The organism is Kitasatospora sp. NPDC057518 (assembly GCF_042802075.1).
Classification (GTDB): Bacteria; Actinomycetota; Actinomycetes; order Streptomycetales; family Streptomycetaceae; genus Kitasatospora.
The window spans coordinates 1-24643 of record NZ_JBHVEU010000081.1 but is presented as its reverse complement, the minus strand read 5'-3'; the positions used below and the strand labels follow the sequence as shown (position 1 = coordinate 24643).

Here is a 24643-nt window from a genome sequence, read left to right as displayed (position 1 = left end):
CAGTGCGACGACCGGCCTGCACACCCTTGCTGACCCACACCCCTGCACGAAAAGTCGACCCCGCCGACTTCTGGCGTAGCTCCCTCTGCCGCCGACCCCACCCCTCTGCGCACGAGAAGTCGATCAGCCCGACCTTCCATGCACCCCTGGGGGACGCCCCACACGTCCCCCGCGCACGAAAAGTCGACCCCGCCGACTTCCTATGCAGAACCCGGACAAATACGACGGCTGGCCTACCTGGCCCCAGGTACACCCAGGCCCGGCCAGCCCGAAAGCGCACAGGAAGTCGGCCCAGCCGACTTCTCGCGCGAGCTCCTCCAACGCGGGCGAAGACCAGGCCACATAGCCTGCCGCCGCCCCCGCCCCTCCGCGCACGAGAAGTCGATCAGCCCGACCTTCCATGCACCCCTGGGAGAAATATGCAGACCGGTCTACAGATTCCGCCGACCCGCACCCCACCCTGCGCACGAAAAGTCGGCCCCGCCGACTTCCTGTGCAGCACCTGGGAAAATATGACGGCCGGTCTACATAGTTCTGGGCACAGCCAGGCCCAACCGGCTCGTAAGCGCGCAAGAAGTCGGCCCAGCCGACTTCTCATGCGAGCCCGTCCAATGCACGCGCGAGGGATATGACGGTCGGACTACATAGATCGCCGCCGGCCTCGCCCCTCTGCGCACGAGAAGTCGACTCCGCCGACTTCCTATGCAGCACCTGGTGAACCTCGACCTGGCCGGCCCGATCGCGCACAGGAAGTCGGCCGGGCCGACTTCTCGCGCGGGCCACCCCCGGTTCCCGTGTGGCGAATATGGCGACCGGTCTACAGGTTTCTCCGCAGAAGGGGTGTCGTGTGCAACTGCGCAGGAAGTCGGGCGGGCCGACTTCCTACGCGCGGTACGGGGTCCGGGTCAGTGACGCAGGTCAGGCGGCAAGGGGGCAAGGGGGTGCGACTCAGGAAGCGAGGTGGCAGGGGCGGGTCAGGCGGCGGGGGTGAGGGGGAGGGGGCGGCCTTCGGGGGTGAGGGCGATGGCCCAGAGGCCGTGGGTGGCGGGGTGGAGGGGGGTGGGGGCCTGGCGGGCGAGCTGGTGGTCGAGGTAGGTGACGGCGTCCTGGTGGTTGACGGCGTTCCAGGCGTGCGGGCGGCCGTAGGCGTCGAGGGTGAGGAGCACCGCCTGCGAGCCGTGGCCGGCGCGGCGGAGGTCGTCGGTGAGGCGGTCGAAGGCCGGGGCGCCGTCGCCCAGGTCCCGGAAGGGGGCGCCGAGTTCGCGTTCGGCGCGGTCGCGGCCCCCGCGTTCGCCGGCGTCGCCCTCGGTGGGGATGCGCGGGGCCGCGCAGGTGGGGCGGCCGGTGTAGCACTCGACCGCCGAGAGGGCGATCTCCAGGCTGTTGTTGGCCCGGCCCGGTTCGCGGTGGCCGCCGTCGTTGACGGCCTCCGCCCAGCCGCCGGCGGCCGGGTCGGGGTGGCGGACGGGCAGGCCGTCCGCGTCCCGGGGGGCGCGGCGTTCGAGTTCGGCCTGGTGCTCCGGGTCGACCGGTGCGAGCCCGCCCGGCAGACCGTACGGACGGCTGTCGGCGATGCTGCGCGGCCGGAACGCCGGATCCTCCGGCGGGGCTCCGCGCCGGGCGCGCAGGGCGAGTTGGAGGGCCATCGCGTGAGCGGTCGCGACCGGGACCGCGCCCCAGGCGAGGGTCGGGTCGGCGGGGACCGCCGCGTTCTCCCGCCGTCGGGCCTCCACCGGGTGCGCCTCGGGGCGGCCGATCACCGGGGTGGTCCCGACGACCGGGGGCACGGCCGGGGGCGGCGGCGCGGTGTGGACCGGCGGCGGTCCGACGACCGGGTGCGGCGCCGCGCCGACCGGGGTCCGGGCCACCGGCGCGCCGGTCTGCGGCCCTCCAGCGACCGGACCGCCGACGGCCGGCCCACCGCCCACCACGCCGCCGGGGCCGCCTGGACTGCTGGCCGCCCCCGCCCCGACGCCGCTGCCGAACGGGGCCGCCACGTTCGCGGGCCCGCCGCCGGTGCCCGCCAACGGCCCCGGCCCGACGGTGGCGACCGGACCGGCCGCCTGGTACGCGCCGTACCCGCCGCCGTACGCCGGGGTCCCGAACTGCCCGGGCACCCCGACCGGCCGGACCGCCGAGGGGGTCTCCGGCGCCGGGCCGTACGCGGGTCCTCCGGCGGACGGTGCGGTGACGGGCGCGATGGCGGGCGCGGGCGGAGCGCTCACCGAGTCCGTCCGTACGGCCACCGGCCCGCCCGTACTCCCGCCGCTGTGCGAGGCGGCCGCGGGCGCCTGGAGCGGGTAGTCCCCGTCCGACCAGCCCGCCGACCCGCCGCTCTGCCGGACCGGCGCGGCAACGGCCGGTACCGGCGGTGCCCAGTCACCGCCGCCCCCACCGCCCGTCGCCCGGTGCTGCCCCGGCGAGCCCCCGGCCACCACGGAACCGCCCGCCGACGCACCCACGGGAGCACTCGCCGCGCTCGCCACGTCCGGCCTGCCGACGACCGCCCCCGGGTCCGCCACCGCGACCGAGGCCACCGTCACCGCGCCCGGCGCCGTCGGCACCGTCGGCCCGTCGGGCACCGCACCCGCGAGCGGCTTGTCGCCACCCGGCCCGACCGCCGACGGCCCGACCACCCCCGGCCCGTCCGCCCCCGGTGTCAGCCCGGCGAGCGGCACCCCGCGGAGCGCCTTGCCGTCCTCGTCGGTGAGCACGGGCTGCCCGTGCTCGTCCAGCCGGACCGCCAGGTCCGCCACCCCGACCACCGGCTTGCCGTCCGGCCCCGGGACGACCAGCAGCCCGGTGGCGTCGGCCACCGGCGTGCCGTCGCCGCGGAGGATGACCGGCTGCCCGTCCGGGCCGAGGACGGGCTTGCCCTGCTCGTCCACCTTGACCGTCAGCCCGGGCACGCCGACCAGCGGCTTGCCGTCCTTCCCCGCGAGCAGCACCAGCCCGGAGCCGTCGGCGCCGAGCACGCCCGGTTCGCCTAGGGCGGCGGGCAGCCCGGCGGCGAGCGGGTCGAACGCGCCGTTGCGGTACGAGGCGGCGGTGACCTCCGTCCCCGACGCGCTGCCGAGCTTCAGCAGGGCGACCGCGGCCGGCTCCTCGAGCACGCCGGACAGGGCGTCCTTCATGGCGCGGCCGAGTTCGGCGAGCAGTCCGCCGATCTTCAGCGCGGCGGTCTCGACGGCGACGGCCGCCACCCCCGCCGCGACCTGCTCGGTGGCGGCGTTCTCCACCGTGGCCGCGAGGCCGCCGACGGCCTTCCGCAATCCGCCGACCACCCCGTTCCCGGCCACCTCGCTCCCGGCCACCCCGTTCCCGGCCGGGTCGCCGCCGGCCGCCGCCGCCGCGACCTTGCCGGCCGCCTCCTTGGCCTTGGCCGCCTGCTCCTCGGCCTGCCGGAGTTCGGCGGCGAGCTGCCGCAGGGTCGCGATGATCTCGGCCTTGCAGGTGTCCACGGCCCGCGCGGACGTGTCGAAGGCCCCGGCGACCAGCCCGACCGCGCTGTGCGCGTCGTCCAGGTGGCCCTTGCCGCCGCCGCTGAAGGCCTGCCAGTACGCGCCGAAGGCCTCGACCGCGTGGCCGGAGTTGTCGGCGGTGACCCGCCGGACGGACTCGCCGCAGCGGCGGGTGAGCCGGTCGGCCTCCTTGCCGAACTCGCGCCAGACTCCGGCGGCCTTGCGCAGGCCCTCCTCGTCGGCCTGCGGCCACAGCCGGCCGGTCCGGGCCAGCACCGGGACCAGTTCCTCGGGCAGTTTCCGGGACACGCGCTTCCCCCTTCGAGCCGGGCTTCGGGCCGGGTCCGTCAGACCGACATGTCCTTGGGGACGGCGGGCACCACCCCGGGGGTTGCCCCCGGCACCCCGGGAACTCCCGCGACCCCCGGCACCGCCGTCGCCCCCGAAACGCCCGGCACCGCCGTCGCCCCGAACCCGCCCGCCGCCGCACTGTCCGCGTCCGCCGTCCGCGCGGCCATCGTGTGCAGCCCGGCCCCGACCCCGGCCACCCGCCCGGCCAACCCCCGCAGCCCGCCGACGAGTTCACCGCGCGCCTGCCCGTACACGGTGGCGAACCCGCTGCCCGGCTGGTCCGCGCCCCAGGGGGCGCCGAGCGCGGCGAGGCCCTGCTCCAGGGCGGCGACGGCCTTCGTCAGTTCGCCGCCGAGCTTCTCGAACTCCCGGCCCTCGCCGTGCAGTTCCCACGGCTTGAGGACGAACTCCCCGCCCGCGCCGCCGGACGCCCCGGTGCTGCCGCCTGCCATCCCCGTACCTCCCGTAGCGGTCCCGTCGCGGACCCCGCCGCGGACCGGCCGCCATCCTAGGCGCGCCCCCGGGCCCGCCCGCAGCGCCCGACGGACCTCTTCACCCCGCCTTCACCCCGGCCGGCCCCGCCACCACCGACCCCGCCGCAAACCGGCCCCGACCCCGCCACCGACCCCGCCACCGGTCCCGCCACCGCGTTCCCGCCACCGAAAGCTCTACCCTTGCCGGGTGGCACCAGCAGAAACGTCCAAGAAGAAGTCCAAGGCGAAGCCCAAGGCCTCCCCCGCCCCCGTCGACCTCGCGATGCCGAGCCTGCGCCGCGAGATCCCGCGCGACGAGGTCCCGCTGGACTTCGCCCGCGCCTGGGTCGAGTTCGCCGACCCCGCCGACGAGGAGCAGGTCTTCCGCTGCGACCTCACCTGGCTGACCTCCCGCTGGTCCTGCGTCTTCGGCCAGGGCTGCCACGGCATCCGCGAGGGCCGCGGCGAGTCGGACGGCTGCTGCACGCTGGGCGCGCACTACTCGGACGAGGACGACGAGAAGCGCGTCCTGGGGCACGCGACCCGGCTGACCCCCGAGCTGTGGGAGAACTTCGCCGAGGGCACCGACGCCAAGGGCCGGATCGTCTCCGACGGCGGCATCACCATGCTGGACGAGGACGGCGACCGCCAGACCCGCCGGGTCGGCGGCGCGTGCATCTTCGTGAACAGCCCGGACTTCGCGGGCGGCGCCGGCTGCGCCCTGCACGCGCTCGCCCTCAAGGAGGGCCGCGAGCCGCTGGAGACCAAGCCGGACGTCTGCTGGCAGCTGCCGATCCGCCGCACCTACGACTGGATCGACCGCCCCGACGACACCCGCTACCTCCAGGTCACGATCGGCGAGTACGACCGCCGCGGCTGGGGCCCGGGCGGCCACGACCTGCACTGGTGGTGCACCGGCGCCCCGGCGGCCCACCAGGGCGCGGACGCGGTGTACGTCAGCTACCGCCCCGAGCTCACCGAGCTGATGGGCCGGAAGGGGTACGAGGTGCTGGCCCGGCTGTGCGAGGAGCGGATCGCCACCAAGGGCGACCGCAAGGTGGCCCCGCACCCGGCGGACCCGGTCAGGAAGTCCAAGAAGGACTGACCCGCCCCCCTGGTGCCCGCCCCCGGCGCCCGCCCTACGCGGCGGCACCGGCCCCCGGCGCCGGCCTACTTGTCGATGTCCCCGACCACGAAGAACATCGACCCCAGGATCGCCACCATGTCCGCGACCAGCGTCCCCGGCAGCAGCTCGGTGAGCGCCTGGATGTTGTTGAAGGACGCCGAGCGCAGCTTGAGCCGCCACGGCGTCTTGTCGCCGCGCGAGACCAGGTAGTAGCCGTTGATCCCGAGCGGGTTCTCGGTCCACGCGTAGGTGCTGCCCTCGGGTGCCTTGAGCACCTTGGGCAGCCGCTGGTTGACCGGGCCGGGCGGCAGCGTGGCGAGCTTGTCGAGGCAGGCGTCGGCGAGGTCGAGCGCGTTGAGGGTCTGTTCCAGCAGGCACTCGAAGCGGGCCAGGCAGTCGCCCTCCTCGCGGGTGACCACGGTGAGCACCTGCCGCAGTTCCTCGGAGCCGTACGCCAGGTACGGCTCGTCGCGGCGCAGGTCGAGGTCGAGGCCGCTGGCCCGGGCGATCGGGCCGCTGACGCCGTACGCCTCGGCCTGCGCCCGGGTGAGGACGCCGACCCCGGCGGTGCGGGCGCGGAAGATCTCGTTGCCGAGGACGAGGTCCTCGAAGACGGGCAGCTGCGAGCGCACGGTGGCGACGGCGGTGCGGACCCGGCCGAGCCAGCCGGCCGGCAGGTCCTCCTTGAGGCCGCCGACCCGGTTGAACATGTAGTGCATCCGGCCGCCGGAGGCCTCCTCCAGCACGTGCTGGAGGTCCTCGCGGCCGTTGAAGGCGTGGAAGACCGGGGTGATCCCGCCCAGCTCCAGGGGGTACGAGCCGAGGAACATCAGGTGGTTGAGCACCCGGTTGAGTTCGGCGAGCAGGGTGCGGACCCAGACCGCCCGCTCCGGGACCTCCATGCCGAGCATCCGCTCGACGGCCATGACGACGCCGAGTTCGTTGGAGAAGGCGGAGAGCCAGTCGTGCCGGTTGGCCAGCATGATGATCTGCCGGTAGTCACGGGCCTCGAACAGCTTCTCCGCGCCCCGGTGCATGTAGCCGATCACCGGCTCGGCGCTGACGATGCGCTCGCCGTCCAGCACCAGCTTCAGGCGCAGCACGCCGTGGGTGGCCGGGTGCTGCGGGCCGATGTTGAGCACCATGTCGGTGGTGCCCGCCGCGCCGGTGAAGTTCTCGGCTCCCGCCCCGATGCCGACCGTGGTCTCCCTCATGCCCCCAGAGTCTGCCATCCCGGCAGGCCCGCCAAGCTCACCGGTTCCGTGATGCGGACGGCCTGCACCAGCCACCCGAAGGCGCCCAGCCCGCCCGGGTCGGTCAGCTCGGCCCCCTCCCCCGCCCCGCTGAGCGCCCGCAGGTAGCCGACGGGGTCGCTGGTGGCCAGCGCGAGCGCCGGGCGCCCGCCGCTCACGCCGAGCGCCCGCAGCGCCTCCCGCTGCGTTGTCCACAGGCTGTGGAGACCGGGCACGGCGACGGAGTCCAGCGCGACGTGCGCGGTGACGTCGCAGGAGCCGTCCGGCACCGGCGCCACCTCCCGGCCGTCCCGGAATCCGGCGTACGTGCCGAACGGCGGCCGCCGCCCGGCGGTGTGCCCGTAGTCGACGGCGACGGCCAGGCCGCGCTCCAGCCCGGCCACCGCCCGCGCCCAGGCGGCGTCCCGGGGGCCGCCGAACTCCACGGCGTCGCCGGGCTCCGCGACCGGCCACCAGCGGCCGGCCCAGGCCGCGTCGGCCGCCGAGACCGGCTCGCCGAGGCGGGTCCCGCCGGTCGCGGTGTCCACCTCGACGTAGCGCAGCACCCCGTCCTCGTCGACCTCCCCGGCGTCCAGCGGGACGTTGTCCAGCCACTCGTTGGCGAACAGCAGCCCGGTCACCCCGCGCGGCGGCCGGTCCGTCCACAGGGCTGTGGACGGCAGGCCGGCCGGGCGGTCGGCGACCTCCACGCCGTACGGGCGCAGCCGCGCCAGCACCTCCGCGGGCAGTTCGGCCAGGACGCCGGTGAGCAGTTCGCCCCGCCCGGCCCCCATGTCGACCAGGGCCAGCTCCTCCGGACGACCGAGGGCCTCGTCAACCTCCAGCAGCAGCCGGGCCACCGCACGGGCGAACCTCGGCGAGGCGTGCACGGAGGTGCGGAAGTGGCCGGCGGGGCCCTCCGGCCTGCGGTAGAAGCCCTGCCCGGGGTCGTACAGGGCCCGTTCCATGGCGGGCGCCCACCGCATCCAAGTCATGGGGCTGGACGCTACCCGGCGCCCGGTCGACCCTCCCCATCGGATCGGGTGCTTCTCCGACCTACGGAGTAGGGCGGATCGCCCTACCGGCGGACCTGGGCACACGGAGCGACTGCCTACGCTGGACACGTGCATCGACTCAACGCCTGGCTCCGCCGTCACCCCATGGTGGTCGACGCCGCCTGGGCGGCGATGGTGCTCTTCGCCGGCCTGGTGCCGAACGACGGCCCGATCGACGACGGCTGGCGCTTCGACGTCTCGCTCGCGATCGCGGTGGTGCTGCCGCTGCTGATGGTCGTCCGGCGGCGCTTCCCCGACCTCACGGTGTCCGCCGCCGCCGCCATCGGCGTCGGCCAGGTACTCGTGGACATCTCGCCGGCCGGCTCCTCGATCGCCTACCTGGTCTTCGCCTACACCGGCGCCGCCTTCGGCCAGAAGTGGATCTCCCGGCTGGCCCTGACGGCCGGCCTGGCCTCCGGGCCGCTGGTGTTCTGGCAGATGATGCCGGTGAAGACGGTCTTCGACCGGGCCGGCGACGCCCACACCCGCCCGTACACCTTCGGCGAGGCGGCGCTGATCACGCTGCTGATGAGCACGCCGTTCATCCTCTGCTGGGCCTGGGGCCGGCTGACCAGGGTGCGCCGCGCCTACCTGACCGAGCTGGAGGACCGCGCCGCCCGGCTGGAGCGCGAGCGGGACGCCCAGTCCAAGGTGGCGGTCGCCGCCGAGCGCGCCCGGATCGCCCGCGAGCTGCACGACGTGGTCGCGCACAACGTCTCGGTGATGATCGTCCAGGCCGACGGCGCCGCGTACGTGCTGGACAACTCCCCGCAGCAGGCCAAGGAGGCGCTCGGCACGATCGCCTCCACCGGCCGCCAGGCGCTGGTCGAGATGCGCCGCCTGCTGGGCGTGCTGCGCACCGCCGACACCAAGGCCGAGGAGTACGTGCCGCAGCCGGGCGTCGAGGAGCTGCCGGAGCTGCTGGAGCAGGTCCGCACCGCCGGGCTCGACGTGGACTACGCCACCTCCGGGCACCCGCGCGAGCTGCCGCGCGGCGTCGAGCTGACCGTCTACCGGATCGTCCAGGAGGCGCTCACCAACGTCCGCAAGCACGGCGGCCCCGACGCGCACGCCCGGGTCGCGGTCGACTTCGGTGAGCGCGAGCTGGCCGTCCTGGTGGAGGACGACGGGCGCGGCAGCACCGACGAGCACCTGGCCGCCGGCGGCGCGGACGGCCTCGGCCACGGCCTGATCGGCATGCGCGAGCGGGTCGGCATGGTCAGCGGCAGCCTCGACGTGGGCCCCCGCCCCGGCGGCGGCTTCCGGATCCGCGCCGTCCTGCCGCTCAAGGCGGCCCACTAGCCCCGTCCGCCGTCCACCCCCCTCCAAGGAGTCCCACCTTGACCATCCGCGTGATGCTCGTCGACGACCAGGAACTGCTGCGCACCGGGTTCCGGATGATCCTCCAGTCGCAGGGCGACATCGAGATCACCGCAGAGGCGGGCGACGGCGCGCAGGCCCTGGAGCAGCTGCGGCGCACCGAGGTGGACGTGATCCTGATGGACGTCCGGATGCCGCGGCTGGACGGCGTGCAGGCGACCCGCCGGATCTGCCTCGCCGAGGACGGCAGCCCGCTGCCGAACGCCCCCCACGTGCTCATCCTCACCACCTTCGACCTGGACGAGTACGCCTTCGCCGCGCTCAAGGCCGGCGCCAGCGGCTTCCTGCTCAAGGACGTCCCGCCGACCGAGCTGGTGGCCGCGATCCGCGCGGTGCACGGCGGGGACGCGGTGGTCGCCCCGACCACCACCCGCCGGATGATCGACCGCTTCGCCGAGGTGCTGCCCACCCCGCAGAGCGCGCCCGGCTCGGACGTCCTCGGCCCGCTGACCGAGCGCGAGCGGGAGGTGTTCCTGCTGGTCGCCCAGGGCCTGTCGAACGGCGAGATCGCGGCCCGGCTGGTGCTCTCCGAGGCCACCGTGAAGACCCACGTCGGCCGGATCCTGGCCAAGCTGGGGCTGCGCGACCGGGTCCAGGCCGTGGTGCTGGCGTACGAGGCCGGGCTGATCCGGGCCGGGGCCGGCGACTGAGCCGCTTCGGCGTCCGGGCGCCCCCGTAGACTGGGGCGGTACGTCCGGTACCCGTGGAGCGGACTGGAACGGTCATTCAGGACAAGGCAGGACAAGGGTGGACGTGAATCCGTCCGACTTCGCCGACCAGGCTTTCGGCGACCCAGGCGACCCCGGCAACCGCCCCGCCCGGCTGGCCGTCGGCGTGGTCGGCACCGGCCGGGTCGGCCCCGCGCTGGGCGCGGCGCTCCAGCTCGCCGGGCACACCGTGGTCGCCGCCTCCGGGGTCTCCGCCGTCTCCCGCCGCCGCGCCGAGGCGCTGCTGCCGGGCGTGCGGATCGTCACCCCGCCGCAGGTGCTGGCCGCCGCCGACCTGGTGCTGCTGACCGTCCCGGACGACGCGCTGGCCGACCTGGTGGCCGGGCTGGCCGCCACCGGCGCGATCCGCCCCGGCCAGCTGGTCGTGCACACCTCCGGCGCCCACGGCGTCGCCGTCCTGGAGCCCGCCACCCGGGCCGGGGCGCTGCCGCTGGCCCTGCACCCGGCGATGACCTTCACCGGCACCTCGGTGGACCTGGCCCGGCTGGCCGGCTGCCCGTTCGGCGTGACCGCCCCCGAGGAGCTGCGGCCGGTCGCCGAGGCGCTGGTGGTGGAGATGGGCGGCGAGCCGGAGTGGGTGCCCGAGGAGGTCCGCCCGCTCTACCACACCGCCCTCGCGCACGGCTCGAACCACCTGGTCACCCTGGTCGCGCAGGCGATGGAGCTGCTGCGCTCGGCCGGCGTCGCCGAGCCCGGCCGGCTGCTCGGCCCGCTGCTGGGCGCCGCCCTGGACAACAGCCTGCGCTCCGGTGACGCGGCCCTCACCGGCCCGGTCGCCCGGGGCGACGCGGGCACCGTGCGGCGCCACCTGGCGCAGCTCAGTACGGTGTCCCCGGACATCCCGGCGGCCTACCGGGCGATGGCCCGCGCCACCGCGCAGCGGGCGCTCGCCAACGGAACCATCGACGAAACGTCGGCGGCGGCACTGCTGGACGTACTGAACGAGGAGAGCACTGATGGCACGCGGTAAGCAGCCGAACAAGCCCCAGCGGACGCCGAAGGTCCACCGGGCCGTCGTCACCCGCACCGTGGACGACTTCGAGGCCGCGTTCTGGCCGGACGAGCAGCCGGTCGACAACGCCGTCGTGATGACCATGGGCGCGCTGCACGAGGGCCACGCCGCGCTGATCCGGGCCGCCCGCAAGCAGGTCGGCCGCGAGGGCCGGGTCGCGGTGACGGTCTTCGTCAACCCGCTCCAGTTCGGCCCGGGCGAGGACCTGGAGCGCTACCCGCGCACCCTCGACGACGACGTGCGGCTGGCCGAGGAGCACGGCGCCGACGTGGTCTTCGCGCCGTCCGCCGAGGAGGTCTACCCGAACGGCGAGCCGCAGGTGCGGATGGCGGCCGGCCCGATGGGCGAGCGCTTCGAGGGCGCCACCCGGCCCGGCCACTTCGACGGCGTGCTGACCGTGGTCGCCAAGCTGCTGCACATCACCGACCCGGACTTCGCCTTCTTCGGCGAGAAGGACGCCCAGCAGCTGGCGATCATCCAGCGGATGGTCGCCGACCTGGACTTCGACGTCGAGATCGTCGGCGTGCCGACCGTCCGCGAGGAGGACGGCCTGGCGCTGTCCTCGCGCAACCGCTACCTCTCGGCGGAGGACCGCGAGCACGCGCTCGCCCTGTCCAAGGCCCTGTTCGCCGGCCGGGACGCCGCCGCGCAGGGCCCGAAGGCCGTCCGCGAGGCCGCCTCGGCCGCCCTGGACGGCGCCGAGGGCGTCACCCTGGACTACCTCGCCCTGATCGACCCGCACGACTTCTCCGAGGCGGCGGACGACTTCCAGGGCGAGGCGGTGCTGGCCGTCGCCGCGAAGGTGGGCCCGACCCGCCTGATCGACAACGTCCGCATCATCGTTCGGTAGTACCGCAGTAAGAACCCCCTTCAGGCATGCACTCACAGGAGGCGTGACCCGCAATGCTCCGCACCATGCTCAAGTCCAAGATCCACCGGGCCACCGTGACCCAGGCCGACCTGCACTACGTGGGATCCGTCACGGTGGACGAGGACCTGCTCGACGCCGCCGACCTGCTCCCCGGCGAGCTGGTCCACATCGTCGACATCGACAACGGCGCCCGGCTGGAGACGTACACCATCGCCGGCCCGCGCGGCTCCGGCGTGATCGGCATCAACGGCGCCGCCGCCCGCCTCGTCCACCCGGGCGACCTCGTCATACTCATCGCCTACGGGCAGATGGACACGGCCGAGGCCAAGGGCTACGAGCCGAAGATCGTCTTCGTGGACAAGCAGAACCGGATCACCGGCCTGGGCGGGGACCCGGCGGAGGCCCCGGAGGGCAGCGGACTGCTCCGGGGTGACAGGGCGTACGGTGACGGCAACGGCGCGGCCGACGCCGTCTCGCGCTGAAGGAGCCAGCCACCCATGTCCACGCACCGCCTCACCGCACCGGCCCCCGGCTGGACCGCCGCCACCGACGTGGTCGTGGTCGGCTCCGGGGTCGCCGGCCTCACCGTCGCGCTCAACGTCCGCAAGGCCGGCCTGCGGGCCATGGTGGTCACCAAGGCCGTGCTGGACGAAGGCTCCACCCGCTGGGCCCAGGGCGGCGTCGCCGCCGCCCTGGGCGAGGGGGACACCCCCGAACAGCACCTGGACGACACCCTGGTGGCCGGCGCCGGCGTCTGTGACGAGGAGGCCGTCCGCACCCTGGTCACCGAGGGCCCGGACGCCGTCCGCCGGCTGATCGCCACCGGCGCCCTGTTCGACCGGGGCGAGGACGGCGAGGTCCTGCTGACCCGCGAGGGCGGCCACCACCGCCGCCGGATCGTCCACGCGGGCGGGGACGCGACCGGCGCCGAGATATCGCGCGCCCTGGTCGCCGCCGTCCGCACCGACCCGGGCATCGAGCTGATCGAGCACGCGCTCGTGCTCGACCTGCTGACCGACGCGGCGGGCCACGCCGCCGGGCTCACCCTGCACGTGATGGGCGAGGGCCAGCGCGACGGCGTCGGCGCCGTCCGGGCCCGCGCGGTGGTGCTCGCCACCGGCGGCATGGGCCAGGTCTTCTCCGCCACCACCAACCCGGCGGTCTCCACCGGCGACGGCGTGGCCCTGGCCCTGCGGGCCGGCGCCGCCGTCACCGACCTGGAGTTCGTCCAGTTCCACCCCACCGTGCTCTGGCTCGGTCCGGAGGCCGAGGGCCAGCAGCCGCTGGTCTCCGAGGCGGTCCGCGGCGAGGGCGCCCACCTGGTGGACGCGGACGGCGTCCGCTTCATGGTCGGACAGCACGAGCTGGCCGAGCTGGCCCCGCGCGACATCGTCGCCAAGGCGATCACCCGGCGCATGCAGGAGCAGGGCGCCGAGCACATGTTCCTGGACGGGCGGCACTTCGGCGCCGAGATGTGGGAGCACCGCTTCCCGACCATCCTCGCCTTCTGCCGCGCCAACGGCATCGACCCGGTCACCGAGCCGATCCCGATCGCCCCGGCCGCGCACTTCGCCTCCGGCGGCGTCCGCACCGACCGGCACGGCCGCACCAGCGTCCCCGGCCTGTACGCCTGCGGCGAGGTCGCCTGCACCGGGGTGCACGGCGCCAACCGGCTGGCGTCCAACTCGCTGCTGGAGGGCCTGGTCTTCGCCGAGCGGATCGCCGCCGACCTGGCGGGGCTGGACGCGGCCGGCGACCTGCCCGAGCGCGCGGTGGACGTCGCCGCCGCCCGCGCCGCGCAGCCCGTCCCGCTGCCCCCGTCGGAGGCGCGCGCCGAGATCCAGCGGCTGATGTCGCGCGGCGCGGGCATCCTGCGCTCCGCCGCGTCGATGGCCGACACCGCGGCCGGACTGGCCCTGCTCGCCGAGCAGGCCCGCTCCCACATGGCCGAGGAGAAGCCGGCCGACCCCCGGGTGGAGACCTGGGAGGCCGCCAACCTGCTGCTGGTCGCGACCGCCCTGGTCACGGCCGCCGCGCAGCGCGAGGAGACCCGCGGCTGCCACTGGCGCGAGGACTTCCCCGAGCGCGACGACGCCCACTGGCGGCGCCACCTGATCACCACCCTCGCCGCCACCGGCGGTCCCGTCAGCACCCCTGAGGAGCAGTAGAACCATGACCCACTCCCACGAGGAACTCCCCCTGGCCGACCAGGGCGGCTGCGGCGACGGCTGCGCCTGCGGGGACGGCGAGGGCTACGAGACCGGTCTGGACCCGCAGCTGGCCGAGCTGCTGGAGCAGGCCGGGCTGGACCCGGTCGAGGTCGAGGACATCGCCACCCTTGCGCTCGCCGAGGACCTGGCCGGCGGCGAGGACGTCACCTCGGTGGCGACCGTGCCCGCCGAGGCCGTCGCGACCGCCGACTTCACCGCCCGCCAGGCCGGCGTGGTGGCCGGCCTGCGGGTCGCCGAGGCCGTCGTCTCGCTGGTCTGCGAGGAGGAGTTCGAGGTCGAGCGGCACGTCGAGGACGGCGACCGGGTCGAGGCCGGCCAGGTGCTGCTCTCGGTCCGCTCCCGCACCCGCGACCTGCTGACCGCCGAGCGCAGCGCGCTCAACCTGCTCTGCCACCTGTCCGGCATCGCCACCGCCACCCGCGCCTGGGCGGACGCCCTGGAGGGCACCGGCGCCGTCGTCCGGGACACCCGCAAGACCACCCCGGGCCTGCGCGCGCTGGAGAAGTTCGCGGTGCGCTGCGGCGGCGGCGCCAACCACCGGATGGCGCTCTCGGACGCCGCGCTGGTGAAGGACAACCACGTGGTCGCGGCCGGCGGCGTCGCCGAGGCCTTCCGGGCCGTCCGGGCCGCGTACCCGGAGCTGCCGGTCGAGGTCGAGGTGGACACCCTGGAGCAGATCACGCCGGTGCTGGAGGCCGGGGCGGACCTGATCCTGCTGGACAACTTCACCGTCGGCCAGCTGAAGGAGGCCGTCGCGCTGGTGGCCGGCCGGGCGAAGCTGGAGGCCTCCGGCGGTCTGACCCTGGCCAGCGCGCGCGAGGTCGCCCAGACTGGTGTCGACTACCTGGCCGTGGGCGCGCTCACCCACTCCTCGCCGATCCTGGACATCGGCCTGGACCTGCGCGCCTGACCGTCAGGTCGGCCGCAGTCCCGTCCCGACTCGCAGAAAGCGTCCCCGTGCTCCTCACCATCGACGTCGGCAACACCCAGACCACGCTCGGCCTGTTCGACGGCGAGGACGTGGTGGAACACTGGCGGATCTCCACCGATCCGCGCCGCACGGCCGATGAACTGGCGGTGCTGCTGCAAGGGCTGATGGGCAGCCACACCGCGGTGAAGGAGGCCGCGGTGGAGGGCCTGGCGATCTGCTCGTCCGTCCCCGCCGTGCTCCACGAGCTCCGCGAGGTGACCCGCCGCTACTACGGCGACGTCCCCGCGGTGATCGTGGAGCCCGGCGTGAAGACCGGGGTGCACGTCCTGATGGACAACCCCAAGGAGGTCGGCGCCGACCGGATCGTCAACGCGCTGGCCGCCAACCACCTGTACGGCGGCCCGTGCATCGTGGTCGACTTCGGCACCGCGACCACCTTCGACGCCGTCAACGCGCGCGGCGACTACGTCGGCGGCGCGATCGCCCCCGGCATCGAGATCTCGGTCGAGGCGCTCGGCGTCCGCGGCGCCCAGCTGCGCAAGATCGAGCTGGCCCGCCCGCGCAACGTGATCGGCAAGAACACCGTCGAGGGCATGCAGTCCGGCATCCTCTACGGCTTCGCCGGCCAGGTCGACGGCCTGGTCGAGCGGATGGCCCGGGAGCTCGCCAAGGACCCGGACGACGTCCAGGTGATCGCCACCGGCGGCCTGGCCCCGCTCGTCCTCGGCGAGGCCGGCACCATCGACGTGCACGAGCCCTGGCTGACCCTGATCGGCCTGCGCCTGGTGTACGAGCGCAACCGCCCCGCCAGCTGAGCGGCGCTCAGCTGCCGGGCTTCGGGAAGGCCGGCAGGGTGACCGGACCGGTGACCACCGAGTCCGGCACGTAGGTCGAGGCGGCGCCGGGGGCGGGGGTGACGACCACCCCCATCACCGGGCCCTTCGGCAACGCCGCCACGACCTTCTTCCAGCGCGGGTCCTTCACCACCGCGGCGAGCTGGTCCGGCGTCAGCGGTGGGTCGGTCCGGGTGATCGGCGTGCCCTGATCCAGCGGCTTGCGGTTCCACTCCTGGAGCAGGATCTCGTAGCCGGTCCCGGTCAACGTGGCGGACCAGGTCTTGGAGCCGGCCGGCTCGCCGGGACGCGTCCCGGCCTGATAGAGGGTCAGATGCTCGCCGCCCGGGAGGTCGGTCTCGCTGCAGGCGTCGCCCGGAAGCGGGCCCAGGCAGCCGGGCTCGACGCCGTTGCGCATGATCCAGAACAGGTACTGGACCGGGCCGTTCCCGTCGTCCAGCACCAGCCGCAGCTGCGGGATGTCACTCTCGGTCCCCCGGGCCTCGCCGACCTGCACCGTCCCCGGGGGCAGGAGCTCGGTGAGCATCCGCTGGAACTCGGTGCCGGAGACCGGCCGGCCCACGGCCGCACCGGAGGAGACCGAGCTGGCGGACGTCGGGCCGAGCCCGGGCAGCAAGCCGCCGATCCCGGCCGCGCCCACCCCGACCAGGGCCAGCGCGGCGACGCCCGCCACGGTGCCGATCCGCCGCCTGCGGCGCAGCCGCCGCCCGTACGACCAGCCGGTGTCGACCAGCGGGCCGGGTTCGGTGTCGTAGGCCTCGCCGGCCCGGCCGAGGGCCTCGGCGAAGGCCCGCTCGAACCGCCCCTCGGGCCCGTCGTGCTCTGCGGACATGCTGAACCAACCTCTCTACCAAGTGGGTTGACGTGACGTGACGCGCCGGCTCAGCGCTCGGCGAGGTCGTCGAGGCCGCTGCCGAGCACCGTGCGGATCCGGCCGAGCGCGCGGAAGGCCTGGGTTCGGACGGCGCCCGGGGTGCTGTGCAGGACCGCGGCGGTCTCCTCGACGCTGCGGTCCTCCCAGTAGCGCAGGACCAGCACCGCCCGGTCGCGCGGGGCGAGCCGGCCGAGCGCGTCCACCAGGGCGAGCCGCAGTTCCGGGTCGCCCTGCGGGGCCGCGCCGTCCGGCACCGCCTCGACCGGCCGCTCGCCGCTGGAGCGGCGGACGCGGTGCGAGAGGAAGGCCCGCACCAGCACGGTGTGCGCGTACCCGGCCGGGTTGTCGATCCGGCGCTTGGCCCCGAACCAGGAGGTGCGGTGCCACTGGGCGTAGATCCGCCCGAACGCCTCCTGCACCAGGTCCTCGGCGAGGTGGGTGTCCCCGCCGGTGAGCAGGCAGGCCGACCGGTAGAGCGGTCTGGCGCGGGCGGCCGCGAAGGCCTGGAAGTCCTCGTCCCGCCGCCCGCCCCGGGCCGCCTTCCCCTGACCGTCCGGTCGCATCCTGCCCGGCCCCCTCGCTCGTTCTCCCCTGACACCTGGATGACCAGGTGCGCCCCGGGTGGCGTTACAGGTGGCGGCGAAAGGCTTCTTCGCCGGGCCGACCGTGGGTGGTTCGGCGCGACGTTACCGACAAATCGGATATTCGTCACGTAGTGTCAGCCCATGCCTACGCCACACGGATCGCGCGGCGGCATGGCCTTCAGCGCCGACGAAGTCCGCGTGCTGCGCCGCGCCCTCGCCCAAGCCCTCCACCCCGCCGTGCCCGTCCACCTCCAGGGGCCCGTCCGGCCCGCCCTCGCCGGGCCTGGCGCCGAACTCTGGGCGGAGGACGTCCAGGACGCCCTGCGCCTCACCGAGGCGATCGACGAGGCCGTCCAGGAGGGCGGCCGGCTGCGCGCCTTCCTGCTCGCCGACCTCGGACGCTACCGCTCCGCCCTGCCCGGCAGCGCCCCCGGCTACCTGGAACGGCTGGAGGAGGCGGTGTCCGACGGGTACCTGCCCGGGCCGGAGGACCTCACCGCACTGCGCGGACTGAGCCGCCAGCCCTGCGGCCAGGGCGAGCGGGCCCGCCGCTCCCGGCTGGCCGGGCGCTGCCACGCGCTGGCCGAGGCCGCCGTCCGCGAGCGGCTCGCCCTCCACAGCGGACCGCCCCGCCACCTGGTGGCCGTACCGAGTCCCGCCGCACCGCCGCACAGTCACCCCACCCCTGTAGGAGGACGGACCCCCATGAGCAGCACCGACTCCCGCCCGGAGCAGCCCGCCGCCGCGAAGACCCCGCCCCGTCCGCACCGGATGCCCACCCCCGCCGAGCTGTTCGGCCGCCGCCCCAAGCCCCCCGCCCACCCCGCCCCGCCCACCGACGACACCCCCGAGGACGTCGAACTCGCCACCGGCACCGGCTGAGCCGTCCGCGTCCGATCCGGGGGAGGCCGCCGTCGCGGCCTCCCCCGTGGCAATCCCGGCGCGGAGCACCGTGTGTGGCTGGCTACCCTTGTGGGGTGAGCGATCAGAGCCTTGTTCCCGCGACCGACGACCTTCCCGAGCAGATGCGCGTCCGGCGCGAGAAGCTCGACCGGCTCCGGGCGGCCGGTGTCGACCCGTACCCGGTCGGTTTCCCCCGCACCACCACCATCGCGGACCTGCGTGCCAAGCACCCCGACCTGGAGCCGGACACCGCGACCGGCGAGCGGGCCGGCGTCACCGGCCGCGTGATCCTCTCCCGCACCGGCGGCAAGCTCTGCTTCGCCACCCTGCGCGACGGCACCGGCGACCTCCAGGTGATGTTCTCCCTCGACAAGCTGGGCCCGGAGCGGCTGGCGGCCTGGAAGGCCGACATCGACCTCGGCGACCAGGTCGGCGTCGAGGGCGAGGTGATCACCTCCAAGCGCGGCGAGCTGTCCGTGATGGTGGACCGCTGGGAGCTCACCGCCAAGTGCCTGCGTCCGCTGCCGGACAAGCACAAGGGCCTGACCGACCCGGAGGCCCGGGTCCGCCAGCGCTACGTGGACCTCATCGTCAACCCCGAGGCCCGCGAGATCCTGCACCTGCGCAGCAAGGTCGTCCGCTCGATCCGCCGCACCTACGAGGACCGCGGCTACATCGAGGTCGAGACCCCGATGCTCCAGCCGGTGCACGGCGGCGCCAACGCGCGTCCGTTCAAGACGCACATCAACGCGTACGACATCGACCTCTACATGCGCATCGCCCCCGAGCTGTACCTCAAGCGGCTGGTGGTCGGCGGCGCCGAGAAGGTCTTCGAGATCAACCGCAACTTCCGCAACGAGGGCGCGGACTCCACCCACAACCCGGAGTTCACCTCGCTGGAGTCGTACGAGGCGTACGGCGACTACGACACCCAGGCCGAGCTGATCCGCGAGACGATCGTCAACGCGGCCCGGGACGCGCTGGGCACCACGGTGATCAGGGGCGTGGACGCGCACGGCGTCGAGCACGAGATCGACCTGGCCGAGCCGTGGGAGGAGATCGGCGTCTACCCGGGCATCTCGGCCCGCCTGGGCGTCGAGGTCACCCCGGAGACCGGCGTCGAGGAGCTGCGCAAGCTGGCCACCGAGCACGGCATCCCGTTCGAGAAGGACTGGGGCCACGGTCAGATCGTGCTGGAGATGGTCGAGCGCCTGCTGGAGGAGAACGCCGTCCGGCCGACCTTCATCAAGGACTACCCGACCGAGGTCTCCCCGCTGACCCGCCAGCACCGCTCGCGGCCCGGCGTGGCCGAGAAGTGGGACCTGGTGATCTTCGGGACCGAGATCGGCACCGCCTACTCCGAGCTGGTCGACCCGGTCGAGCAGCGCGCCCGCCTCACCGCCCAGTCGCTGCTGGCGGCCGGCGGCGACGTCGAGGCGATGCAGGTGGACGAGGACTTCCTGCGCGCCCTGGAGTACGCGATGCCCCCGACCGGTGGCCTCGGCCTCGGCGTGGACCGCCTGATCATGCTGCTGACCGGCAAGAACATCCGGGAGACGGTGCTCTTCCCGCTGGTGAAGCCGGAGCCGAAGGCTTCCGCCGCGACGGCGGAGAAGACCGAGGAGGAGTGACCTGATGGACTACGTCAGCGCGATCGTGCCGCCGCTGGTCATGGCGATCGGCTTCGGATTCCTGGTGCGGGCCATCGTCCGCAGCCAGGGCGGGGCCCAGCGGGCCAAGGAAGACCTCGACTGACCCCGTCAGCCGCCCCGAACGACCGGCGCGCCGCCATTCCCGATTCCCGGGGGTGGCGGCGCGCCGGTTTGGCGCACTTCACAAGATTTGCCCCATTCACTCCCTATCCTGGCCGCACTATGGTCCGGCAACTCGGCGAACTTGAGAACGCCATCATGACCCGGGTGTGGCAGTGGAACCGACCGGTCACGGTTCGCGAGGTTCTCCTGGATCTGCGGTCGGAACGCGAAATCGCGTACACCACGGTGATGACCGTCCTGGACAAGCTCCACAGAAAGGGCTGGCTGCGCCGCGAGCGGGTCGGCCGGGCCTATCGTTATGAACCGGTCTCCTCGCGTGAGGCGTACACGGCGGCCCTGATGAACGACGCCTGGGCCACCGGTGACAATCCGGCGGCGGCCCTGGTGCACTTCTTCGGCCTGATGTCGCCCGAGCAACGCGAAGCGCTCCGGGACGCCTTGCGGGTGGCCGCTCTGTTCCCGCCCGATCCGGCCGGCGCGGATTCCGCGGACGGCGGACCGGATACCGGTGGGACGGAACCGGGAGCGGCGCGATAACGTCCCGACCATGGAGGTCACCATCCGCCGGGCGCGGACCACGGACGTGCGGGCAGTGCGCAGGCTCATCGACACCTACTCACGCGACGGCATTCTGCTGGACAAGCCCACAGTCACACTGTTCGAATCCGTCCAGGAGTTCTGGGTCGCGGAACGGGACGACAACGGCGTGGTGGTGGCCTGCGGCGCACTGCACGTGATGTGGGAGGACCTCGCCGAGGTCCGCACGCTCGCGGTGGATCCGGTCGCCCGGGGCACCGGGATCGGGCACCTGCTGCTGGAGAAGCTGGTGCAGACCGCGCGCTGGCTGGGCGTCCGTCGGATTTTCTGCTTGACGTTCGAGGTCGCGTTCTTCGCGAAACACGGTTTCGTCGAGATCGGCGAGGTCCAGGAAACCGATGATGGTACGACAGACCCGGCGGCGATCGCTACGGATGTCTATGAAGAACTCCTCCGCTCGTACGATGAAGGCGTCGCCGAGTTCCTCGACCTGGAGCGGGTGAAGCCCAACACACTGGGCAACTCGCGCATGCTGCTGCACCTCTGAGCCGCTCCAACCGGGTCAAGGGTTTGTGTTTTCCGGAGAAAGGCGCTTTCCTTTCCTTAGGCAATGGGTCGTTTAGCGGAAAGGGAAGCCCGTGGCACAGAGGGTGCAGGTCATTCTTGAAGACGATCTCGACGGCGGTTCGGCGGACGAGACGGTGACGTTCGCCCTCGACGGCGTTGCCTACGAGATCGACCTGAAGAGCGCCAACGCGGACAAGCTCCGCGGCCTGCTGGCGCCGTACGTGGAGAAGGGCCGCAAGCAGAGCGGCCGGCTCGCCGGTGCCCGTCGTCCGGGCCGCGGCACCGCGGCGCGTCCGGCCGGCGGCGGCGCCCCGGACACCGCCAAGATCCGCGCGTGGGCCAAGGAGCAGGGCCTGGAGGTCAACGACCGCGGCCGCGTTCCGAGCAACGTCCGCGAGGCCTACGAGAAGGCCAACGCGTCCTGATCCCGGCGCCGCGGGCCCGCCGGAGCGGGTGCGGGGCCCGGCGGCCGGGGACGGCCGCCACCATCACACGCACGGGGCGCGGAGGAGTCTCCTCCGCGCCCCGCGGCGCGTACCCGGAGGAGCCCGCCGCGGCCGGCCCTGGGGCCGTCCCGGGCAGCGGCCCGGGTAGCGGCTCGGGCACCGGCTCGGGCGGCGGAACAATCACGGGCCGTGCGACGCTGTAGGGGCGAAGCGGCAACGCGGACGGCACCGGGGCGACGTGCCCGGCACCCCGTCCGCCGTCGAACCGCCGTCACCGCGGCCCGACTTCTCGCCAGGCGAACACCGCCACCGCGGAAACTGCGCGAGAACCGCCCCGATACCGGGTATGAATGCAGGTGGACGGGTTCTTCGGCCCGTCCAGGGGCAGTATGTGCGACCGGCCGGAGGGGTTCCGGCGGCGGCGTCGGCGGCACGTGTTCGCCGATGGCGTAGCGGAATCCGGTGCATCCGGCCCACCTGTGGGAACACCGTTTCCCAACACCAGGTTGGGATTGGTGTCGGCTGGTCGCGCAGCATCTCGCTCCTCTACCGGGGAGTGAATCCGTGGGCCGCGCCGCTGAGCGGGACTAGCATGCGGAAGGACAGGGCGGGGACGGACCCCGAACTGCCCGACCGCTCTGAGGAGCGATAAACGATGTTCGAGAGGTTCACCGACCGCGCGCGGCGGGTTGTCGTCCTGGCTCAGGAAGAAGCCCGGATGCTCAACCACAACTACATCGGCACCGAGCACATCCTCCTGGGTCTGATCCACGAGGGCGAGGGCGTCGCCGCCAAGGCCCTGGAGAGCCTCGGGATTTCTCTTGAGGCCGTTCGCCAGCAGGTCGAGGAGATCATCGGCCAGGGCCAGCAGGCCCCGTCCGGTCACATTCCCTTCACCCCCCGGGCGAAGAAGGTCCTGGAGCTCTCGCTCCGCGAGGCCCTTCAGCTCGGCCACAACTACATCGGCACCGAGCACATCCTGCTCGGCCTGATCCGCGAGGGCGAGGGCGTCGCCGCCCAGGTCCTGGTGAAGCTGGGCGCCGACCTCAACCGGGTGCGCCAGCAGGTCATCCAGCTGCTCTCCGGCTACCAGACCGGCGGCGGCAAGGAGTCGGCCACGGCCGGCGGGCCCGCCGAGGGCACCCCGTCGACCTCGCTGGTCCTGGACCAGTTCGGCCGCAACCTCACCCAGGCCGCCCGCGAGGCCAAGCTCGACCCGGTCATCGGGCGCGAGAAGGAGATCGAGCGGGTCATGCAGGTGCTGTCCCGCCGCACCAAGAACAACCCGGTGCTGATCGGTGAGCCCGGCGTCGGCAAGACCGCCGTGGTCGAGGGCCTGGCCCAGGCGATCGTCAAGGGCGAGGTCCCGGAGACGCTCAAGGACAAGCAGCTCTACACGCTGGACCTGGGCGCCCTGGTGGCCGGCTCGCGCTACCGCGGTGACTTCGAGGAGCGCCTGAAGAAGGTGCTCAAGGAGATCCGCACCCGCGGCGACATCATCCTGTTCATCGACGAGCTGCACACCCTGGTCGGCGCGGGCGCCGCCGAGGGCGCCATCGACGCCGCCAGCATCCTCAAGCCGATGCTGGCCCGTGGCGAGCTGCAGACCATCGGTGCCACCACCCTGGACGAGTACCGCAAGCACCTGGAGAAGGACGCCGCGCTGGAGCGCCGCTTCCAGCCGATCCAGGTCGCCGAGCCCTCGCTGCCCCACACCATCGAGATCCTCAAGGGTCTGCGCGACCGCTACGAGGCCCACCACCGGGTCTCCATCACGGACTCCGCCCTGGTCGCCGCCGCCACCCTGGCCGACCGGTACATCTCGGACCGCTTCCTGCCGGACAAGGCGATCGACCTGATCGACGAGGCCGGCTCCCGAATGCGCATCCGCCGGATGACCGCGCCGCCGGACCTGCGCGAGTTCGACGAGAAGATCGCCGACGTGCGCCGCGAGAAGGAGAGCGCGATCGACGCGCAGGACTTCGAGAAGGCCGCGTCCCTGCGCGACGACGAGAAGCAGCTCCTGCAGGCCAAGGCCAAGCGCGAGAAGGAGTGGAAGGCCGGCGACATGGACGTCGTCGCGGAGGTCAACGAGGAGCTCATCGCCGAGGTCCTGGCCACCGCCACCGGCATCCCGGTCTTCAAGCTGACCGAGGAGGAGACGTCCCGCCTGCTGCGCATGGAGGACGAGCTGCACAAGCGCGTCATCGGCCAGAAGGACGCCATCAAGGCGCTCTCCCAGGCCATCCGGCGCACCCGTGCGGGCCTCAAGGACCCGAAGCGCCCCGGCGGTTCGTTCATCTTCGCCGGCCCGTCCGGTGTCGGTAAGACCGAGCTGTCCAAGACGCTGGCGGAGTTCCTGTTCGGCGACGAGGACGCGCTGATCGCGCTCGACATGTCCGAGTTCTCCGAGAAGCACACCGTCTCCCGGCTGTTCGGCTCCCCGCCCGGCTACGTGGGCTACGAGGAGGGCGGCCAGCTGACCGAGAAGGTCCGCCGCAAGCCGTTCTCGGTCGTCCTCTTCGACGAGGTCGAGAAGGCCCACCCGGACATCTTCAACTCGCTGCTGCAGATCCTGGAGGACGGTCGCCTGACCGACTCCCAGGGCCGCGTGGTCGACTTCAAGAACACCGTCATCATCATGACGACCAACCTCGGCACCCGGGACATCTCGAAGGGCTTCAACCTCGGCTTCGCGGCCGCGGGTGACACCCAGACCGGGTACGAGCGGATGAAGGCGAAGGTCGGCGAGGAGCTCAAGCAGCACTTCCGCCCCGAGTTCCTGAACCGTGTCGACGACATCGTGGTGTTCCACCAGCTGTCCGAGGAAGACATCATCCAGATCGTCGACCTCATGATCGACAAGGTGGACGAGCGGCTCAAGGACAAGGACATGGGCCTGGAGCTCAGCGTCGAGGCCAAGAAGCTGCTGGCCAAGCGCGGCTACGACCCGATCCTGGGTGCCCGTCCGCTGCGCCGCACCATCCAGCGCGAGATCGAGGACCACCTCTCCGAGAAGATCCTCTTCGGCGAGCTGCGGGCCGGCCACATCGTCGTCGTCGACGTCGAGGGCGAGGGCAAGGAAGCCAAGTTCACCTTCCGCGGCGAGGAGAAGTCGGCCGTCGCGGACACCCCGGCCGCGGTCGCCTCGTCCGGTCCGGACCTGACGAAGTAACCCAACTTTTAACAGACAACTTCACCGGGCGTGGGAGGATCGGGGCAGCAGTTCAGCACGGGTCGAGCACCGAAGGA

Annotated in this window: 21 protein-coding genes; 15 read left to right on the top strand and 6 right to left on the bottom strand. The window is 73.4% G+C overall.

Annotated elements, in window-relative coordinates; translation table 11 throughout:
* Window positions 1-974: 974 nt before the first annotated feature.
* The gene (locus tag ACFU7Z_RS11450) at window positions 975-3770 is read right to left on the bottom strand and encodes a toxin glutamine deamidase domain-containing protein (RefSeq protein ID WP_380777378.1); all 2796 of its coding nucleotides are present in this window, start codon (window positions 3768-3770) and stop codon (window positions 975-977) included.
* A 38-nt stretch (window positions 3771-3808) separates the two neighbouring features.
* Window positions 3809-4264, bottom strand: a complete 456-nt coding sequence (locus ACFU7Z_RS11445) for a hypothetical protein (RefSeq protein WP_074001693.1) — start codon at window positions 4262-4264, stop codon at window positions 3809-3811.
* A 229-nt stretch (window positions 4265-4493) separates the two neighbouring features.
* Between ACFU7Z_RS11445 and ACFU7Z_RS11440 the strand changes: the two genes are divergently transcribed.
* Window positions 4494-5390 carry a hypothetical protein gene (locus tag ACFU7Z_RS11440; protein WP_074001694.1) on the top strand — a complete coding sequence of 299 codons (897 nt, stop codon included), beginning with the start codon at window positions 4494-4496 and terminating at the stop codon, window positions 5388-5390.
* Window positions 5391-5455: 65 nt separating this feature from the next.
* Here ACFU7Z_RS11440 and ACFU7Z_RS11435 read toward each other — a convergent pair whose 3' ends face one another.
* Window positions 5456-6625 (bottom strand): NADH-quinone oxidoreductase subunit D, encoded by a 1170-nt coding sequence (locus ACFU7Z_RS11435; RefSeq protein ID WP_074001695.1) that lies wholly within the window; start codon window positions 6623-6625, stop codon window positions 5456-5458.
* Complete coding sequence (locus ACFU7Z_RS11430; protein WP_380777376.1) at window positions 6622-7638, bottom strand: SAM-dependent methyltransferase; 1017 nt, start codon at window positions 7636-7638, stop codon at window positions 6622-6624. The genes ACFU7Z_RS11435 and ACFU7Z_RS11430 overlap by 4 nt, the downstream gene beginning before the upstream one ends.
* 165 nt (window positions 7639-7803) lie before the next feature.
* On the opposite strand from ACFU7Z_RS11430, the gene ACFU7Z_RS11425 reads away from it, so the two are divergent.
* The 8 genes from ACFU7Z_RS11425 to ACFU7Z_RS11390 all read left to right on the top strand — a co-directional run bounded on the left by ACFU7Z_RS11425 (window position 7804) and on the right by ACFU7Z_RS11390 (window position 15666).
* Window positions 7804-9000, top strand: a complete 1197-nt coding sequence (locus ACFU7Z_RS11425) for a sensor histidine kinase (RefSeq protein ID WP_380739296.1) — start codon at window positions 7804-7806, stop codon at window positions 8998-9000.
* 38 nt (window positions 9001-9038) lie between these two features.
* The gene (locus tag ACFU7Z_RS11420; protein WP_074001698.1) at window positions 9039-9728 is read left to right on the top strand and encodes a response regulator transcription factor; all 690 of its coding nucleotides are present in this window, start codon (window positions 9039-9041) and stop codon (window positions 9726-9728) included.
* A 103-nt stretch (window positions 9729-9831) separates the two neighbouring features.
* The gene (locus ACFU7Z_RS11415) at window positions 9832-10776 is read left to right on the top strand and encodes a Rossmann-like and DUF2520 domain-containing protein (protein WP_375877318.1); all 945 of its coding nucleotides are present in this window, start codon (window positions 9832-9834) and stop codon (window positions 10774-10776) included.
* Window positions 10763-11668, top strand: a complete 906-nt coding sequence (gene panC / locus ACFU7Z_RS11410) for a pantoate--beta-alanine ligase (RefSeq protein ID WP_074001699.1) — start codon at window positions 10763-10765, stop codon at window positions 11666-11668. Before ACFU7Z_RS11415 ends, panC begins: the two co-directional genes overlap by 14 nt.
* A gap of 53 nt (window positions 11669-11721) precedes the next feature.
* A complete protein-coding gene (gene panD / locus ACFU7Z_RS11405) occupies window positions 11722-12171 on the top strand; it encodes an aspartate 1-decarboxylase (RefSeq protein WP_074001700.1) in 450 nt (149 codons plus the stop codon).
* 15 nt (window positions 12172-12186) lie between these two features.
* Window positions 12187-13857, top strand: coding sequence for an L-aspartate oxidase (locus ACFU7Z_RS11400; RefSeq protein ID WP_117488340.1), 1671 nt, complete (start codon window positions 12187-12189; stop codon window positions 13855-13857).
* A gap of 4 nt (window positions 13858-13861) precedes the next feature.
* Window positions 13862-14830, top strand: a complete 969-nt coding sequence (nadC, locus tag ACFU7Z_RS11395) for a carboxylating nicotinate-nucleotide diphosphorylase (RefSeq protein ID WP_049660205.1) — start codon at window positions 13862-13864, stop codon at window positions 14828-14830.
* Window positions 14831-14877: 47 nt separating this feature from the next.
* The gene (locus tag ACFU7Z_RS11390; protein WP_074001702.1) at window positions 14878-15666 is read left to right on the top strand and encodes a type III pantothenate kinase; all 789 of its coding nucleotides are present in this window, start codon (window positions 14878-14880) and stop codon (window positions 15664-15666) included.
* Between the two features lie 7 nt (window positions 15667-15673).
* Here ACFU7Z_RS11390 and ACFU7Z_RS11385 read toward each other — a convergent pair whose 3' ends face one another.
* Window positions 15674-16537 (bottom strand): hypothetical protein, encoded by an 864-nt coding sequence (locus ACFU7Z_RS11385; RefSeq protein ID WP_380777373.1) that lies wholly within the window; start codon window positions 16535-16537, stop codon window positions 15674-15676.
* 50 nt (window positions 16538-16587) lie between these two features.
* Window positions 16588-17142 carry a SigE family RNA polymerase sigma factor gene (locus tag ACFU7Z_RS11380; RefSeq protein ID WP_380777371.1) on the bottom strand — a complete coding sequence of 185 codons (555 nt, stop codon included), beginning with the start codon at window positions 17140-17142 and terminating at the stop codon, window positions 16588-16590.
* Window positions 17143-17304: 162 nt separating this feature from the next.
* On the opposite strand from ACFU7Z_RS11380, the gene ACFU7Z_RS11375 reads away from it, so the two are divergent.
* The 6 genes from ACFU7Z_RS11375 (at window position 17305) to ACFU7Z_RS11350 (ending at window position 24566) form a co-directional block, all read left to right on the top strand.
* Window positions 17305-18045, top strand: coding sequence for a hypothetical protein (locus ACFU7Z_RS11375; RefSeq protein WP_380739260.1), 741 nt, complete (start codon window positions 17305-17307; stop codon window positions 18043-18045).
* 95 nt (window positions 18046-18140) lie between these two features.
* A complete protein-coding gene (gene lysX / locus ACFU7Z_RS11370; RefSeq protein ID WP_082345799.1) occupies window positions 18141-19697 on the top strand; it encodes a bifunctional lysylphosphatidylglycerol synthetase/lysine--tRNA ligase LysX in 1557 nt (518 codons plus the stop codon).
* Window positions 19698-19940: 243 nt separating this feature from the next.
* Window positions 19941-20378, top strand: a complete 438-nt coding sequence (locus tag ACFU7Z_RS11365; RefSeq protein WP_074001706.1) for a BlaI/MecI/CopY family transcriptional regulator — start codon at window positions 19941-19943, stop codon at window positions 20376-20378.
* A gap of 10 nt (window positions 20379-20388) precedes the next feature.
* Complete coding sequence (locus ACFU7Z_RS11360; protein ID WP_049652520.1) at window positions 20389-20925, top strand: amino-acid N-acetyltransferase; 537 nt, start codon at window positions 20389-20391, stop codon at window positions 20923-20925.
* Between the two features lie 91 nt (window positions 20926-21016).
* On the top strand, window positions 21017-21370 hold the full coding sequence (locus ACFU7Z_RS11355) for an Lsr2 family protein (RefSeq protein ID WP_049652521.1): 354 nt from the start codon (window positions 21017-21019) through the stop codon (window positions 21368-21370).
* A gap of 676 nt (window positions 21371-22046) precedes the next feature.
* Window positions 22047-24566 (top strand): ATP-dependent Clp protease ATP-binding subunit, encoded by a 2520-nt coding sequence (locus ACFU7Z_RS11350; protein ID WP_049652522.1) that lies wholly within the window; start codon window positions 22047-22049, stop codon window positions 24564-24566.
* The last annotated feature ends 77 nt before the right edge of the window (window positions 24567-24643 follow it).

Coding starts and splice junctions, on each gene's coding strand:
- panC (WP_074001699.1), top strand. CDS start 10,763: ATGGCACGCGGTAAGCAGCCGAACAAGCCCCAGCGGACGCCGAAGGTC.
- ACFU7Z_RS11385 (WP_380777373.1), bottom strand. CDS start 16,537: ATGTCCGCAGAGCACGACGGGCCCGAGGGGCGGTTCGAGCGGGCCTTC.
- nadC (WP_049660205.1), top strand. CDS start 13,862: ATGACCCACTCCCACGAGGAACTCCCCCTGGCCGACCAGGGCGGCTGC.
- ACFU7Z_RS11350 (WP_049652522.1), top strand. CDS start 22,047: ATGTTCGAGAGGTTCACCGACCGCGCGCGGCGGGTTGTCGTCCTGGCT.
- ACFU7Z_RS11400 (WP_117488340.1), top strand. CDS start 12,187: ATGTCCACGCACCGCCTCACCGCACCGGCCCCCGGCTGGACCGCCGCC.
- ACFU7Z_RS11365 (WP_074001706.1), top strand. CDS start 19,941: ATGGTCCGGCAACTCGGCGAACTTGAGAACGCCATCATGACCCGGGTG.
- ACFU7Z_RS11430 (WP_380777376.1), bottom strand. CDS start 7,638: ATGACTTGGATGCGGTGGGCGCCCGCCATGGAACGGGCCCTGTACGAC.
- ACFU7Z_RS11435 (WP_074001695.1), bottom strand. CDS start 6,625: ATGAGGGAGACCACGGTCGGCATCGGGGCGGGAGCCGAGAACTTCACC.
- ACFU7Z_RS11445 (WP_074001693.1), bottom strand. CDS start 4,264: ATGGCAGGCGGCAGCACCGGGGCGTCCGGCGGCGCGGGCGGGGAGTTC.
- ACFU7Z_RS11375 (WP_380739260.1), top strand. CDS start 17,305: ATGCCTACGCCACACGGATCGCGCGGCGGCATGGCCTTCAGCGCCGAC.
- ACFU7Z_RS11425 (WP_380739296.1), top strand. CDS start 7,804: ATGGTGGTCGACGCCGCCTGGGCGGCGATGGTGCTCTTCGCCGGCCTG.
- ACFU7Z_RS11380 (WP_380777371.1), bottom strand. CDS start 17,142: ATGCGACCGGACGGTCAGGGGAAGGCGGCCCGGGGCGGGCGGCGGGAC.
- panD (WP_074001700.1), top strand. CDS start 11,722: ATGCTCCGCACCATGCTCAAGTCCAAGATCCACCGGGCCACCGTGACC.
- ACFU7Z_RS11360 (WP_049652520.1), top strand. CDS start 20,389: ATGGAGGTCACCATCCGCCGGGCGCGGACCACGGACGTGCGGGCAGTG.